14 protein-coding genes are annotated in these 14438 nt (G+C 56.2%); 5 read left to right on the top strand and 9 right to left on the bottom strand.

Annotated elements, in window-relative coordinates; all coding sequences use genetic code 11:
* Positions 1-60 precede the first annotated feature (60 nt).
* A complete protein-coding gene (locus tag FOY96_RS03835; protein ID WP_033146449.1) occupies positions 61-1098 on the top strand; it encodes a LacI family DNA-binding transcriptional regulator in 1038 nt (345 codons plus the stop codon).
* On the opposite strand, the gene lysA is transcribed toward FOY96_RS03835, so the two are convergent.
* A complete protein-coding gene (lysA, locus tag FOY96_RS03830) occupies positions 1068-2330 on the bottom strand; it encodes a diaminopimelate decarboxylase (protein ID WP_039263321.1) in 1263 nt (420 codons plus the stop codon). The genes FOY96_RS03835 and lysA overlap by 31 nt on opposite strands.
* A 121-nt stretch (positions 2331-2451) precedes the next feature.
* Here lysA and FOY96_RS03825 point away from each other — a divergent pair, with 121 nt between their 5' ends.
* On the top strand, positions 2452-3378 hold the full coding sequence (locus tag FOY96_RS03825) for a LysR family transcriptional regulator (protein ID WP_033146451.1): 927 nt from the start codon (positions 2452-2454) through the stop codon (positions 3376-3378).
* Here FOY96_RS03825 and FOY96_RS03820 read toward each other — a convergent pair.
* The 7 genes from FOY96_RS03820 to FOY96_RS03790 all read right to left on the bottom strand — a co-directional run bounded on the left by FOY96_RS03820 (position 3373) and on the right by FOY96_RS03790 (position 11261).
* Positions 3373-4065 carry an aspartate/glutamate racemase gene (locus tag FOY96_RS03820; protein WP_096150338.1) on the bottom strand — a complete coding sequence of 231 codons (693 nt, stop codon included), beginning with the start codon at positions 4063-4065 and terminating at the stop codon, positions 3373-3375. The genes FOY96_RS03825 and FOY96_RS03820 overlap by 6 nt on opposite strands.
* Positions 4066-4153: 88 nt before the next feature.
* Entirely contained in the window at positions 4154-5278 is a 1125-nt protein-coding gene (gene wzz(fepE), locus FOY96_RS03815; protein WP_045888663.1) for an LPS O-antigen length regulator Wzz(fepE), read from the bottom strand.
* Positions 5279-5496: 218 nt separating this feature from the next.
* Positions 5497-6912, bottom strand: coding sequence for an arabinose-proton symporter AraE (araE, locus tag FOY96_RS03810; RefSeq protein WP_032660200.1), 1416 nt, complete (start codon positions 6910-6912; stop codon positions 5497-5499).
* Between the two features lie 313 nt (positions 6913-7225).
* Positions 7226-7987, bottom strand: a complete 762-nt coding sequence (gene kduD / locus FOY96_RS03805; RefSeq protein ID WP_064673498.1) for a 2-dehydro-3-deoxy-D-gluconate 5-dehydrogenase KduD — start codon at positions 7985-7987, stop codon at positions 7226-7228.
* A 63-nt stretch (positions 7988-8050) separates the two neighbouring features.
* Positions 8051-8887 (bottom strand): 5-dehydro-4-deoxy-D-glucuronate isomerase, encoded by an 837-nt coding sequence (gene kduI / locus FOY96_RS03800; RefSeq protein WP_039263316.1) that lies wholly within the window; start codon positions 8885-8887, stop codon positions 8051-8053.
* Positions 8888-9122: 235 nt separating this feature from the next.
* Positions 9123-10301 carry an acetyl-CoA C-acetyltransferase gene (locus FOY96_RS03795; RefSeq protein ID WP_038417283.1) on the bottom strand — a complete coding sequence of 393 codons (1179 nt, stop codon included), beginning with the start codon at positions 10299-10301 and terminating at the stop codon, positions 9123-9125.
* 93 nt (positions 10302-10394) lie between these two features.
* Positions 10395-11261 carry a LysR family transcriptional regulator gene (locus tag FOY96_RS03790; RefSeq protein ID WP_143346524.1) on the bottom strand — a complete coding sequence of 289 codons (867 nt, stop codon included), beginning with the start codon at positions 11259-11261 and terminating at the stop codon, positions 10395-10397.
* 105 nt (positions 11262-11366) lie between these two features.
* Here FOY96_RS03790 and FOY96_RS03785 point away from each other — a divergent pair, with 105 nt between their 5' ends.
* Positions 11367-11828: a multidrug/biocide efflux PACE transporter gene (locus tag FOY96_RS03785; protein ID WP_143347751.1), complete on the top strand. Its 462-nt coding sequence runs from the start codon at positions 11367-11369 to the stop codon at positions 11826-11828.
* 119 nt (positions 11829-11947) lie between these two features.
* A complete protein-coding gene (locus tag FOY96_RS03780; protein WP_143346523.1) occupies positions 11948-13177 on the top strand; it encodes an amino acid permease in 1230 nt (409 codons plus the stop codon).
* A 37-nt stretch (positions 13178-13214) separates the two neighbouring features.
* On the opposite strand, the gene FOY96_RS03775 is transcribed toward FOY96_RS03780, so the two are convergent.
* On the bottom strand, positions 13215-13685 hold the full coding sequence (locus FOY96_RS03775) for an Lrp/AsnC family transcriptional regulator (protein WP_023309067.1): 471 nt from the start codon (positions 13683-13685) through the stop codon (positions 13215-13217).
* Between the two features lie 115 nt (positions 13686-13800).
* Between FOY96_RS03775 and FOY96_RS03770 the strand changes: the two genes are divergently transcribed.
* Positions 13801-14412, top strand: coding sequence for a LysE family translocator (locus FOY96_RS03770; protein ID WP_143346522.1), 612 nt, complete (start codon positions 13801-13803; stop codon positions 14410-14412).
* The last annotated feature ends 26 nt before the right edge of the window (positions 14413-14438 follow it).

Genomic DNA, 14438 nt, shown 5'->3' with positions numbered 1-14438 from the left:
CTTATACGCCGTGAGGTCTGTGTTAAACTGCAAATCATTACGTGGAAGCAGGAATGTAGAATGGCAACAATGCTGGATGTCTCACTGCGTGCGGGCGTGTCGAAGGCTACCGTCTCGCGCGTGCTGAACGGCACAGGTCAGGTTAAAGAGAGTACGCGTCAGCAGGTCTTTGCTGCGATGGAAGAGCTGGGATATCGCCCGAACTTCCTCGCGCGTTCGCTGGCTAACCAGACCAGCAACAGCATTGGCCTGGTCGTCTCGACCTTCGACGGCTTTTACTTTGGTCGTCTTCTCCAGCAGGCGTCGCGGCAGACGGAAACTCACGGGAAACAGCTGATCGTCACCGACGGTCACGACGCGCCGGAACAGGAAGAACAGGCGGTGCAGATGCTGGCCGATCGCCAGTGCGATGCCATCGTGCTTTACACGCGCTACATGAGCGAAAAAGCGATCGTCAAACTGATGAACACCGTAAAAACGCCGCTGGTGGTCATTAACCGTGAAGTAAGCCAGGCGCCGGATCGCTGCGTGTTTTTCGAACAGCAGGATGCCGCATTTAAGGCCGTGGATTACCTGATCGCCCAGGGCCATCGGGAGATCGCCTGTATCACCGTTCCGATCCACACCCCCACGGGTAAAGCGCGGCTGATGGGCTACCGTAAGGCGCTGGAAAAGCACGGCATTCGTCTGGACGAGCGTCGGATAAAGTACGGCGATGCGGGAATGACGCGGGGATACGAGCTGTGCAAAGAGTTGATTGCCGACGGTGTGCCGTTTAGCGCCCTGTTTGCCTGTAACGACGATATGGCCCTGGGGGCGTCCAAAGCGTTACACCAGGCGGGGCTTAAAATTCCGCAGGATATTTCACTGTTCGGCTTTGACGATGCCCCAAGCGCGAAATGGCTGGAGCCCGCGCTCTCATCGGTTTATCTGCCCATCGACAATATGATTGTCACGGCCATCGATCAGGCGATCCGGCTGGCAAAAAACCAGCCGGTCGATGCTATCCCGCCGTTTACCGGCACGCTGGTGTTACGCGATTCGGTCACAACGGGGCCGTACTTTCATCAGATGAGTTCTAAAGCCAGCAGTTCCTGAATGGTCTGGCGACGACGGATCAGCCGTGCCTTGCCGTTATCAAACAGCACTTCCGGCAGCAGCGGGCGGCTGTTGTAGTTAGATGACATCGACGCCCCGTAGGCACCGGTATCATGCAGCACAAGATAATCACCCGGTTTGACCTCTGGCAGCGCGCGAGTCTCCACTTTGCCGCCTTCCTGCTGGGTAAACACGTCACCCGATTCGCACAGCGGGCCCGCAACGACCGTCTCAACGCGCGGCGCCTGCGTTAAATCACGGCCGTCGGCAGCCAGGGCGGTAATGTGGTGATAGCTGCCGTACATGGACGGACGCATCAGATCGTTAAAGCCTGCATCAATCAAGACGAAGTGGCGAGACCCCATCTCTTTGACGCTGCGCACCTGCGAAACCAGCACGCCGGCTTCCGCCACCAGGAAACGACCCGGCTCAATTTCCAGCTTCACCGCGTGACCAAGATGCGCGGCGATTTGGTCGCGCGCGGCGCTCCACAGACCGTAATAGTGATCGGTATCGATCGCCTCTTCGCCTTCGCGATAGGGAATGGAGAGGCCGCCACCGGCTGAGATCGCCTCCAGATCCTGACCGAAGTCGACAACCTGGTGCACCATCGCACCGCACACCTGCTCCAGGTGGCCGTAATCGACGCCAGAGCCAATGTGCATATGAATCCCCACCAGCTTCAGGCCATAGCGCTGTAATACCTCCAGCGCGGCAGGCATATCGGCATACCAGATCCCGTGCTTGCTGTTTTCACCGCCGGTATTGGTTTTTTGGCTGTGACCATGACCAAAGCCTGGATTCACGCGCAGCCAGACGCGATGGCCGGGAGAAACCTGGCCCAGCTGCTCCAGCATATCTACAGAACCGGCATTCACCGGGATCTGCAGTTCGTGGACGCGCGCAAGCGTCGCATCGTCGATCACATCGGCGGTGAAGACGATCGCGTCGCCGTCGGCTTTCGGATCGAATCCGGCCGCCAGCGCGCGCTCGATTTCGCCAAGCGAGACGGAGTCGACCTTCACGCCCTGCTCACGCATCAGGCGCAGAATATGAATATTGGAGCACGCCTTCTGGGCAAAACGCACCACGTCAAACTGATGCAGGGCGGCGATCTTCTCGCGAACGATCTGCGCGTCGTAGACCCACACCGGGCAGCCAAACTCGGCAGGCAGGCGCAGCAGGTTGTCGGCGTTCAAATCGGTCTCAGTCTGGTTCAGCGGGCGTGGCATGGTCTTCTCCGGGTAAATGCGTTTTGAAGATTACGCCACAGCGCGAAGAGAATAAAAAATATCGTTTTATCGCGAGTCTATGCAAAAATGATATGGACAGTTATCTGCTTTCAGGTGCCCTATGCCCGCCGTCAATTTACGCCACATCGAGATTTTTCACGCCGTGATGACCACCGGCAATCTCACCGAAGCCGCACAGATGCTGCATACCTCACAGCCGACGGTGAGCCGCGAGCTGGCGCGCTTCGAGAAAGTGCTGGGGCTGAAGCTGTTCGAGCGTACCCGGGGCAGGCTTCACCCGACGGTGCAGGGGTTGCGCCTGTTCGAGGAAGTCCAGCGCTCCTGGTACGGACTGGACAGAATAGTGAGTGCAGCGGAAAGCCTGCGCGAGTTTCGCCAGGGCGAGCTGTCGATCGTCTGTCTGCCCGTCTTTTCGCAATCCTTTTTGCCGATGCTGCTGCAGCCCTTTCTGGCCCGATACCCGGAGGTCAGCCTCACTATCGTGCCTCAGGAATCCCCTCTGCTTGAAGAGTGGCTTTCGGCCCAGCGTCATGATTTAGGCTTAACCGAAACCCTCTCCACGCCAGCGGGAACGGCACGCACGGAGCTGATCTCGTTAGATGAAGTGTGCGTTCTGCCCGCCGGACATCGGCTTGCCGGTAAGGCGGTGCTCACACCGGAGGATTTCCACGGGGAAAACTACATTAGCCTTTCGCAGACAGACAGTTACAGACAGCTGCTGGATACGCTGTTTGCCGAGCATCAGGTCAAACGGCGAATGGTGGTGGAAACGCACAGCGCGGCTTCGATTTGCGCGATGGTGCGTGCGGGCGTCGGCGTCGCGGTGGTGAATCCGCTCACGGCGCTGGATTATGCCGGAAGCGGGATCGTCATCCGCCGCTTTAGCGTGTCCGTCCCGTTCACCGTGAGCCTGATCCGCCCGCTGCACCGTCCGGCTTCCGCGCTGGTGGACGCTTTCACCGAACACTTAATGGAGCACGCGCGTCAGGTGGCGCTTCGTTTACCTGACCTGCAAAACCCCTTATGACAGCATAAACGCCACGGCATCTGCCGCGTGAATGGCGGTGGTATCAAATACCGGGACGGGGCTTCGATCGGCCGGCACCAGCAGGCCGATCTCGGTGCAGCCGAAGATCACCCCTTCTGCCCCCTGCTGCGCCAGCTTTTCAATCACGCTGACGTAATACGCCCGGGAAGATTCGCTGAAGGTGCCAAGGCAGAGCTCGTCAAAGATAATCTGATTGATGCGCGCCCGATCGTCTTCATCCGGGATAAGGCTCTCGATCCCAAATTCACTGTGCAAACGCCCGCGATAAAAATCCTGTTCCATGGTGTAGCGTGTGCCCAAAAGCGCTACGCGGCGCATACCGGATGCGGCAATCGCACGACCGGTCGCGTCCGCGATATGCAGAAACGGCAGCGAGCAGCGGTCCTCAATATGCGACGCCACTTTGTGCATGGTATTGGTACAAAGCACGATACCCTCGGCGCCGGCACGCTCCAGTCCCAGCGCCGCCTGGGCCAGGATCTCTCCGGCTTTATCCCACTCCCCGCTCGACTGGCAGGCTTCAATTTCATGGAAATCAACGCTGTGCAGCAGCAGGCTTGCGGAGTGCAGACCACCCAGACGCTGCTTTACCCCTTCATTAATCAGGCGGTAATAAGGGATTGTCGATTCCCAGCTCATTCCACCTAACAGGCCGATCGTTTTCATCATCCCTCCTTTTCTTTGTTTCTTTTTTAACACAACCGAAGTACATAAAAAAAGGCGCTGTATTCAGCGCCTTTTTAAACTGCAGAGCTTATTTCGCTACCGGCTCTGGCGGCGAAGTACGGGTGAGCATCGCCTCGCGAAGTAAAACGCTACCGCAGGCAAACATCCCCCCCAGAAGCGCCGCCAGAACAACAATCAGAGCCTTGCCCGGGCCATCCTTTTTCACCGGCATGGAGGGAGAAAGCTGGTACCTGAATGGCTCAAGTTTAACATCGGCGAAGGAGAGCTTTTTCAGCTGTGCGAGGTAGTATTCCCTGTTCTGGAAATCCGCATTCAGCTCGGTCACGTCCTTCAAATTTTTTTCAATCTGCAGCTTTTGCGCGATACCGTCAGCACCGAGCGCAACGGAGTAATCCGGGTCATCTTTTACGGCCTGCCCGTTGCTGTAAACCGGCCTCTTGATGCCTGCGGCATTTGCCACTTCCAGCGAATAATTCAGTCGCTGCAGGTTGGTATTGTGAATATTGGTCAGACGAACTCGATCCAGTTCCAGCTGCTGCTCAACGACGTTCGTTTTTAGGGCGATCAGGTTGCGGATATTCTGCACCGTCTCTTTTTCTACAATAGCCGCGATATAATCAATGTACCCCGCCAGGACGGCTTGCGCATCGTCAGCTGTCGGCGCAGTAAAGCTCAATGTCCAGGAAACATAAGGCGTTTTATCCGCCTCTTTTCCCTGAGCGTTATTCACCGCTTTCATTCGATCTGAAATGTTGACTATCGCGCGATGCAGCTCAAGCGGATCCACCGTGGTGCCTTGCAGCTTCGATGTTACGTAAGGAGAGGTTGTCATATACTCTTCGAGCAATGACTGAGACTGGAACTTTTTAATAAACAGGTCAAAAATTTGCGGACGGGTGATCTTCACGTCCACATCAAGCACCTGTAACGCCACCATCATCTGGCGCAGTGGGTTCCACTGCAGCTGTTCTGCCGGGGTGATCACCGCTTTACTGGTCCATTTCTGCGGCAGTAAAAATGAAACGGCCAGCCCCACCAGCGCGAAAGTAAAGATAATGGCGGCGATACGTTTTTTCGCCGCCAGAAGGACCTCAAACAATCCCAGAAGATCTATCTCTTTTGCGCTTACAGCCGGGGCGGCAAAACGGGGAAAGTCGAGGTCCGTGCTTTTTCTTAAATCCATTTCTGACATAGTGATTCTTCTTTTTCCGGCTGCAACGCGTCTTTGCTCAATTGATAGCGGTGGCCCGACAATTCAACAATCTAAGAAAAATCCTAATGCCAGTTCCCTCTCTGTGTCTACTCCCTACCAGAGTTAGTAGTGATCTTAGTCACATTATTATTGTGGCTAAGCCACCTTTTTCTTTTCCAGTTACGGCATAGAGTGAAGCCTTCTAACATGCAAAACAATCACACGCCGATGTTCCGCAGTTTCTCTCCTGCCATCAGCTTGCGCTCGATATGTTCCAGCGTCACGCCTTTGGTTTCCGGGATCAGCCAGAACGTAACGCCAATAAACGCTACGTTCAGCACCGTGTAGAGCCAGAACGTTCCCGCTGCGCCAATCGCGTCCAGCAGCGTCAGGAACGTCGCACCGATGATCATGTTCGACACCCAGTTGGTGGTAGTGGAACAGGTGATGCCAAAGTCACGGCATTTGAGCGGCTGAATTTCGGAGCACAGGATCCACACCACCGGCGCGGCGCTCATCGCGTAACCTGCGATACACATCATGGTCATACCGACAGAAAGCCAGGAAAGCCCGCTTGAGGCCGTGCCGTTATCAAACTGCATCAGGCAGTAGCCCAGAATCAGCGTGCCGAGCGCCATCACGCTGAAGCCAATTTTCAGCGCCGGCTTACGCCCGGCTTTGTCCACGGTGAATACCGCAATAAAGGTGGCGAACATGAAGGTCAGCCCGACCACCAGAGTCGCAATCATCTGCTGTTCCGTAGTGGTAAACCCGGCCATTTTGAAAATGCGCGGCGCGTAATACATGATGATGTTCATGCCGGTGAACTGCTGCATTGCCTGCAGCAACATGCCGAGGAAGACCGCGCGGCGCACGTTGCGGTTGATCTTAAACAGCGCCCAGCCGCCCTGCTTTAGCTTCAGGCTTTCGCGGATTTCGTTCAGCTCTTCGCGCGCTTTTTCCGAGGTATCGCGCAGCATGCGCAGAACCTCTTCCGCCTCCACGTGACGCCCTTTTTGCGCCAGCCAGCGCGGGCTGTTTGGCAGGAAAATCACCAGGACGATCAGCACCAGCGCCGGTAAGGCCAGCACGCCCAACATCGCGCGCCAGTTGCCGCTGTAGCTGAAGTAGGTGTCAGACAGGAACGCCAGCACAATACCCAGCGTGACCATCAGTTGATACATGCTGATCATCTTGCCGCGCACGTTTTCGCTCGCCATTTCGGAGAGATAAAGCGGCGCGGTGTAGGAGGCAATCCCCACCGCCACGCCCAGCAGCACGCGGGAGAGCAGGAGGATTTCAACATTAGCGGCAAACGCCGAGCCAATGGAGCCGGCAACGAACAGAATAGCCCCGACCATCAGGCTGTATTTGCGCCCCAGGCGGAACGACAGCCAGCCGTTGAACAGCGCGCCGATGGCCGCGCCGAGCATCATGCTGCTCACCACCCACTCCTGCAGGCGACTGCTGAGGGTAAAGTGATCGGTAATAAACGGTAATGCGCCGGCAATGACGCCGATATCCAGTCCAAATAACAGGCCCGCCACGGCGGCGGCAATGGAGACAAACTGGTTCATGCGGCGAGTATCACGCAGCGCAGCGGGCATTAGGGTAGAGTCATTTATCGATGTCATATTTTTCCTGCCTCAACAGCAAAATTCGTTAACTGAAATTACGAGAAAGCGAGGAAAAGTGTCAGGCAGGAAATCGCGAAGTTATGGATTATTCCGCTACGGCATACGGTTCTGTGATGGACATTACAATTTCAACTGGTGGCGAATAATCACGTATTTTTACTAATCAGTTAATATTTAAGCAATAAAAGTGTGATTGCCGTCATTTGCGATTTTTTAGTATGGATTTTTCATCTTTATCGATATGGACTAAGCCAATTATTGCGCAAAAAAAACCTCCGCCCACAGGCAGAGGTTCTTAATACAGGTGGAATTAACGCGCCAGCCAGCCGCCGTCTACAGCCACGGTGTAACCGTTGATGTAATCCGATGCGGAGGAGGCCAGGAAGACAATCGGCCCCATCAGATCGCTCGGCAGACCCCAGCGTCCCGCAGGGATACGCTCCAGGATCGCCGCGCTGCGCTCTTCGTCAGCACGCAGCTGCTGCGTGTTGTTGGTCGCCATGTAGCCCGGCGCAATCGCATTCACGTTGATGTTATGTTTCGCCCATTCGTTTGCCAGCAGGCGGGTCACGCCCATTACGGCGCTTTTGGACGCGGTGTAAGACGGCACGCGGATGCCGCCCTGGAACGAGAGCATAGAGGCAATGTTAATGATCTTGCCGCCTTTCCCCTGGGCAATAAAATGCTTCGCCGCCGCCTGGGACATGAAAAATACGCTCTTGATGTTCAAATCCATCACGTCATCCCAGTCGCGCTCGCTGAAGCCGATCGCGTCTTCGCGGCGGATCAGCCCGGCGTTGTTCACCAGAATGTCGATATGACCGAATTCAGCCACCGCGCGGTCCAGCAGTTCAGGAATGGCATCGATTTTACGCAGGTCAGCGGTCAGGCTCAGGAAACGGCGGCCCAGGGCCGTCACGCGTTCGATGGTCTCAGTCGGTTCAACGATATTAATTCCGACGATATCGCAGCCCGCTTCCGCCAGGCCTAACGCCATTCCCTGACCCAGCCCGGTGTCACACCCGGAAACCACAGCCACTTTCCCCTGCAGAGAGAATGCATCCAGAATCATGTTTATTCCTTACTCTTTCAGAGCCTGTCACTCACAGGCAGGTTTATGCTTCACCGCCCGCGACTAGCGCAGATCGCTGACCGCAACGTGGTCCATATCATCAAAGACCTGGTTTTCACCCACCATTCCCCAGATAAAGGTGTAGGCTTTCGTCCCTACGCCGGAGTGAATGGACCAGCTCGGTGAAATCACCGCCTGCTCGTTGTGCATCACGATATGGCGCGTTTCCTGCGGCTGTCCCATCATGTGGAACACGCAGGCGTCCTCATCCATGTTGAAGTAGAAGTAGACTTCCATGCGGCGCTCGTGGGTATGGCACGGCATGGTGTTCCACAGGTTGCCCGGTGCCAGCTCGGTCAATCCCATGCTGAGCTGGCAGGTCTCCAGCACGTCCGGCACGAAGTATTTATTGATGGTGCGGCGGTTGCTGGTGAGGTTATCGCCCAGCGTCACGGGAGCGACGTCTGCGGTGGTCACTTTTTTGGTTGGGTAGGTGGAGTGAGCCGGCGCGCAGTTGTAGTAAAACTTCGCGGGCCTGCTGCCGTCGATGCTGGCAAAGACCACGTCTTTCGCCCCTTTACCCACGTACAGCGCCTCGCGATGGCCAATCTCATAGCATTTTCCGTCTACGGTGATGGTCCCCGGCCCGCCGATGTTAATCACCCCCAGCTCGCGACGCTCGAGGAAGTAGCTCACGCCCAGCTGTTTACCGACCTCACCGCCCACGGAGACGCTTTTCGTGACCGGCAGAATCCCGCCCACAATGATGCGGTCGATATGGCTGTAAACCATGGTGTACCTGTCGGCCTCGAATACCTGCTCGACTAAAAATGCATTGCGCAGCCCCTGAGTATCCAGCGTTTTGGCGTGCGCACTGTGGATGCTTTCTCTGACGTCCACGGTAACCTCCAGATGTGGTCATGCCCGAAGGCGGAAATAAACGAAACAGTGTTCCGTTTTTCATAATGAGCACATACTATCGGCATAAAGCGGGCTTTTCAATTATATTTAAAACAACGTTTCATTTTTATTTTTGTTTATAGCGAAAATGATGTTCGGATCACAATTAAGCCGCCGGGAGAAAAAGGACGCGAAAAAAAACCTCCCGGAGGAGGTCATTTTTAATGAAAAGAGGTTAGCGTTCGATAGCCAGCGCCACCCCTTGCCCGCCGCCTATACAGAGTGTGGCAATCCCTTTGCGGGCATTGCGCTTTTTCATTTCGTGGACCAGCGAAACCAGGATCCGGCAGCCGGACGCACCGATAGGATGGCCCAGCGCGATCGCGCCACCGTTAACGTTGACCCGCAGAGGATCCCACTCCAGCATTTTTCCGACGGAGATCGCCTGCGCGGCATAGGCTTCGTTCACTTCGATCAGATCCACATCTGAAAGCTGCCACCCCGCGCGCTCCAGACAGCGGCGGGTCGCGTAGACCGGAGCGATCCCCATTAACGCAGGATCAACCCCTACGCTGGCGAACGCCTTAATGCGGGCCAGGACGGGAAGATCGAGTTCAAGGGCTTTGCTTTCGCTCATCATCATAACGGCGGCAGCGCCGTCGTTAATGGAAGAGGCATTTCCCGCCGTCACCGAGCCCTGCATTTCAAACGCGGGATTCAGCCTCGCCAGGCCTTCTGCGCTGGCGTCAGTGCGCGGCTGTTCATCGGTATCCACGAGGATACGCTCGCCGCTCTGACGCTGCGTGCTGACCGGAACAATCTCGTCGCGAAAGCGACCGGAATCAATCGCCGCACGCGCTTTTTGCTGCGAGCTTAGCGCATAGGCATCCTGCACCTCACGGCTGATGCCGTACTCGCGCGCCAGGTTTTCCGCCGTCACGCCCATATGATAGTCATTGAACGCATCCCAAAGCCCGTCATGCACCAGGCTGTCGAGCAGCTGACTGTTGCCAAGCTGTGCGCCGGTCCGGCTGTCGGTCAACACGTGCGGCGCGCGGCTCATATTCTCCTGCCCGCCCGCGATGATCACGTCCGCTTCACCACACTGAATGGCTTGCGTCGCGAGATGCAGCGCTTTTAATCCTGAACCACAGACGTCGTTGATGGTGATGGCCGAAACGGTATTGGGCAGCCCGCCCTTCAGCGCCGCCTGACGCGCAGGGTTTTGCCCGGCACCGGCCGTGAGGACCTGTCCCAGGATCACCTCATCAACTTCATGTGCTGCGATCCCGCTGCGTTCCACCAGCGCTTTTACCACCACGCTGCCCAGGTCAACCGCCGAGTGACGCGCGAGCGCTCCCTGAAAACAGCCGATAGCTGTACGCAACGCACCCACTATTACGACATCTTTCATCACGACCTCTGTGTTAAATGACATGACGATAGTAGAGGATTGTTACTGGCAATTATCTTAATTGTTTAAAAATAGTGAGTTTAATCACAAGGATCAGCGCGCATCCTGCAGATACTGCCGCAGCCAGCTGCCGGCAACGCCGGGAGGGGATCGTTTATTCCACAGCAGATCGATGCCGATCGCCCGCGGCCAGCCGGGAACATTGAGCTGTACCAGGGATTTCGCGGCGGCAAATTCATCCACCAGCGCGCACGGCAGCACGCACCAGCCAAATCCCTGTACCGCCATACTCAAGAGTAACAGGTAATTCGGGGCTGACCAGACGGGCCCGCGCGCGATCTCAGCCTCGCGCTCAAGATAGGTGCTGAGCCGCAGCTCCCGCCAGCCGTGCAGCTCGTCATGCTGAACGTCATGTTGTCCGGCCAGCGGATGCGTGGTCGCGACGTAGATCGCCATACGAGTCTGCATCGGCAACCGGGTGACGCCAATATCCGTAGGGTAACTGTCGCGCGCTTCCGTCAGGCCAATCTGCGCTCGCTCCTTTTGCAGCAGATCGATCACGTCCTCTTCCTCGCCAATCAGACATTCGAATTCCGTATGGGGAAAACGCGCGTCAAACTGTTTCATCATATCTTCCAGCACGTCCGGGTTGAGGGTATCGGAAAGGACAAACGTCAGACGCGCCTCCGTTTGCGCCGTTAGCGACACCGCCAGCTCGTCCAGCCGCGTGCTGGCGGCCAGGATAGCCTGCACGTAGCCCAGCACCTGTTCTCCCTGGACCGTTAACACCGGCTGGCGCGCCGAGCGGTCAAACAGCTCGAAACCGAGATCGGCTTCAAGATTGGCAATCGACGTGCTGATCGTCGACTGACTTTTACGCAGCCTTCGCGCGGCAGCGGAAAAAGAGCCCGCCGCAACGGTCTCGACAAACGCCTTAAGGGCTTCGGGTGAATAGCGCATAACCTATCTACTTTAGCGATGGATACCATCTTTAATATATCAGCTTTAGCGATAAAAATAGGCTGCATCAACGCCCATACCGGCGAATTAATGAGGTCTATGACTATGCAACATCAGGATGCACTCCAACGTAAACTGCCGGAGCGGATCTTTCATGCTGTCTGTTTCGAAGGGATTGCGACGGCGATCCTCGCCCCTACGGCGGCGTGGCTGATGCAGCGTTCCGTGGTGGAGATGGGTGGGTTGACCATTATTCTGGCCACCACTGCCATGCTGTGGAACATTATCTATAACTTCGGCTTCGACCGTTTCTGGCCCGTTCAGCGCGTCAAACGTACCGCAAAAGTGCGTGCGCTGCATGCGCTGGGGTTCGAATGCGGGTTTATTGTGATTGGCGTATCGATTGTCGCCGCCGTGCTGGGCGTTACCCTGCTTCAGGCATTCACGCTGGAAATAGGTTTCTTCCTGTTCTTCCTGCCGTACACCATGTTATATAACTGGGCATACGATAGCCTGCGCGAGAAATTTCTTAAGCGTCGCCAGCAACGGCGCGCCCTGGCAGGCTAAACCGCCTCTGGCCGGACGCCCGTTCCGGCCAAACTCCGTCGAAGCAACTGCGCTCTTCAGGCATAACTATGGTAAATTGCACGCCATTCCGATGGTTTGATAGTTGATACGTTGCTCTAATGTCGAAAATTTGGTCAAAAGATGAGACTCTCTGGAGTTTCGCTCTCTATGGCACGGCCGTGGGCGCAGGAACGCTGTTCTTGCCCATTCAGCTGGGCTCCGCAGGCGCTATCGTCCTGTTTATTACCGCCCTCGTGGCCTATCCCTTAACCTACTGGCCGCACCGGGCGCTGGCGCAATTTATCCTGTCGTCGAAAACAAAAGGCAACGAAGGGATCACCGGCGCCGTCTCGCACTATTACGGCAGGAAGATAGGCAACCTGATCACCACGCTCTATTTCATCGCCTTCTTTGTGGTGGTACAGATTTATGCGGTGGCCATCACCAACTCGCTCACGGAGCAGCTGGCGAAACACCTGACGGTGGATACCGCCGTTCGCGTGCTGGTCAGCCTGGGGGTGGTGCTGGTTCTGAATCTGATCTTCCTGATGGGGCGCCATATCACGATAAAAGTGATGGGCTTCCTGGTGTTTCCGCTGATTGCCTATTTCCTGTTTGTCTCGCTCTATCTGACCGGAAGCTGGCAACCCTCGCTGCTGACCAGCCAGATGGCGTTCGATCGTCATACGCTGCATCAGGTATGGATTTCGATTCCGGTGATGGTGTTTGCTTTCAGCCATACCCCGATTATCTCAACGTTTGCCGTTGACCGTCGCGAGAAGTTCGCCGACGGCGCCATGGATAAATGTAAGAAAATCATGAAGGTGGCGTACCTGATCATCTGCCTGAGCGTGCTGTTTTTTGTCTTCAGCTGCCTGCTCTCAATTCCGCCGTCGTACATTGTGGCCGCCAAAGAGCAAGGGGTAACGATCCTGTCCGCGCTGTCGATGATGCCTTCTTCTCCGGCGTGGCTGGGCATTTCCGGGATTATCGTGGCGATTATTGCGATGTCGAAATCGTTCCTCGGCACCTATTTTGGGGTGATTGAAGGGGCGACGGAGATCGTGAAGTCGTCGCTCAATCAGGTGGGCGTGAAAAAGAGCCGCGCCTTTAACCGCGCGATTTCCATTATGGGGGTGTCGTTAATCACCTTTGCCGTCTGCTGCATTAACCCGAACGCCATTTCGATGATTTACGCCATCAGCGGCCCGCTTATCGCCATGATCCTGTTTATCATGCCGACGCTGTCGACGTATCTGATCCCGTCACTGAAACAGTACCGCTCCATTGGCAACCTGCTGACGCTGATCGTCGGCGTTCTGTGCGTGTCGGTGATGTTTGTCAGCTAAACGCCCTGCATGCCCGGCGTTCTGCCGGGCATGCCTCTCAGTCTCGCCCTGCTGATTCCAGCGGAAAAGGTCTGTCCTGCACGACCGTTTTCATCACAAGCGTAGAGCGAAGGTGCTGCACGCCGGGCATGGCGGAGAGCTTCTCGTCGTAGAGTTTCTGGAAAGCGGACAGGTCGCGGGTCACGACGTGCATCAGATAATCGGGATCGCCAAACAGACGCTGTGCCAGCACGATCTGCGGAATTTCCTCCACCGCCGCTTCAAACGCGCTAACCGCCTTTCTGTCACCCTCCTTCAGCGTCGCAAACACTATAGCCAGGAAGTTGAATCCCATTTTGGCGGGGTCGAGGCTGGCACGATATCCCGTTATCGCCCCGCTTTGCTCCAGCGCCCGCACGCGACGATGGCACGGCGAGAGGCTCAGATTCACTCTTTCCGCCAGCTCGGTCAGGGATAAACGGCCATCAGACTGTAGCTCAGCAAGAATTTTTCGATCGATGCTATCCATGTGGAAGATTTTCTCATTTTCACGGTGTTATGAGCATAACATTGAAAGCCTATTTCGCAGGGTTAGCGATATTCTTTTTCTCAACGTTTGACGCACTGCGGGAGTTTTCAGGACGATGGAAATGAGTATTGTGGCCGGCTTTTGGGTGGTTTCTTTTCTGCTCATCATGACGCCGGGCGCCGACTGGGCCTACGCCATTAGCGCCGGGATTAACGGGCGACGCGTGGTACCGGCGGTGATGGGGTTAATGTCCGGGCATTTGATAGCTACGCTGATTGTGGTGGCTGGCGTGGGCGTAGTGATTGCTCAGCATCCGCTGGCGTTAACCGGGCTGACCGTCGCGGGGGCCGTGTATCTCCTCTGGCTTGGCATCGGACTGTTGCGTCACCCGGCCGCACCGGAAAAGGCCACCCACCATGCGGGAAACTGGAGACAGTGGGCGATGAAAGGACTCTGCATTAGCGGCCTTAACCCGAAAGTGTTTTTACTTTTCCTGGCGCTGCTTCCGCAGTTTACCGACCCGACCGGAAGCTGGTCGATAGCGATGCAGATGTCCGCGCTTGGCGTGATGCACCTTATCACCTGTACGCTGGTCTATCTGCTGGTGGGGTATGGTTCGAAAGCGGTCCTGGCGACCCGGCCACAGGCGGCGCGTAGGGTGAGCATGGCGTCAGGAGGGATAATGGTGCTGATCGCGATGATATTGCTGTTTGAGCAGGTAAGATAAAATAACACCGGCCATCGCCGGTGTTA

Origin of the sequence: Enterobacter asburiae (assembly GCF_007035645.1) — a bacterium.
GTDB classification, from domain to species: Bacteria; Pseudomonadota; Gammaproteobacteria; order Enterobacterales; family Enterobacteriaceae; genus Enterobacter; species Enterobacter asburiae_B.
The sequence above is the reverse complement of the archived record's forward strand: the minus strand, read 5'-3'. Positions and strand labels throughout refer to the sequence as shown.

Coding starts and splice junctions, on each gene's coding strand:
- FOY96_RS03795 (WP_038417283.1), bottom strand. CDS start 10,301: ATGAAAGATGTCGTAATAGTGGGTGCGTTGCGTACAGCTATCGGCTGT.
- lysA (WP_039263321.1), bottom strand. CDS start 2,330: ATGCCACGCCCGCTGAACCAGACTGAGACCGATTTGAACGCCGACAAC.
- FOY96_RS03775 (WP_023309067.1), bottom strand. CDS start 13,685: ATGGATAGCATCGATCGAAAAATTCTTGCTGAGCTACAGTCTGATGGC.
- FOY96_RS03820 (WP_096150338.1), bottom strand. CDS start 4,065: ATGAAAACGATCGGCCTGTTAGGTGGAATGAGCTGGGAATCGACAATC.
- FOY96_RS03770 (WP_143346522.1), top strand. CDS start 13,801: ATGGAAATGAGTATTGTGGCCGGCTTTTGGGTGGTTTCTTTTCTGCTC.
- FOY96_RS03825 (WP_033146451.1), top strand. CDS start 2,452: ATGCCCGCCGTCAATTTACGCCACATCGAGATTTTTCACGCCGTGATG.
- kduD (WP_064673498.1), bottom strand. CDS start 7,987: ATGATTCTGGATGCATTCTCTCTGCAGGGGAAAGTGGCTGTGGTTTCC.
- araE (WP_032660200.1), bottom strand. CDS start 6,912: ATGACATCGATAAATGACTCTACCCTAATGCCCGCTGCGCTGCGTGAT.
- FOY96_RS03790 (WP_143346524.1), bottom strand. CDS start 11,261: ATGCGCTATTCACCCGAAGCCCTTAAGGCGTTTGTCGAGACCGTTGCG.
- FOY96_RS03780 (WP_143346523.1), top strand. CDS start 11,948: ATGTCGAAAATTTGGTCAAAAGATGAGACTCTCTGGAGTTTCGCTCTC.
- FOY96_RS03785 (WP_143347751.1), top strand. CDS start 11,367: ATGCAACATCAGGATGCACTCCAACGTAAACTGCCGGAGCGGATCTTT.
- FOY96_RS03835 (WP_033146449.1), top strand. CDS start 61: ATGGCAACAATGCTGGATGTCTCACTGCGTGCGGGCGTGTCGAAGGCT.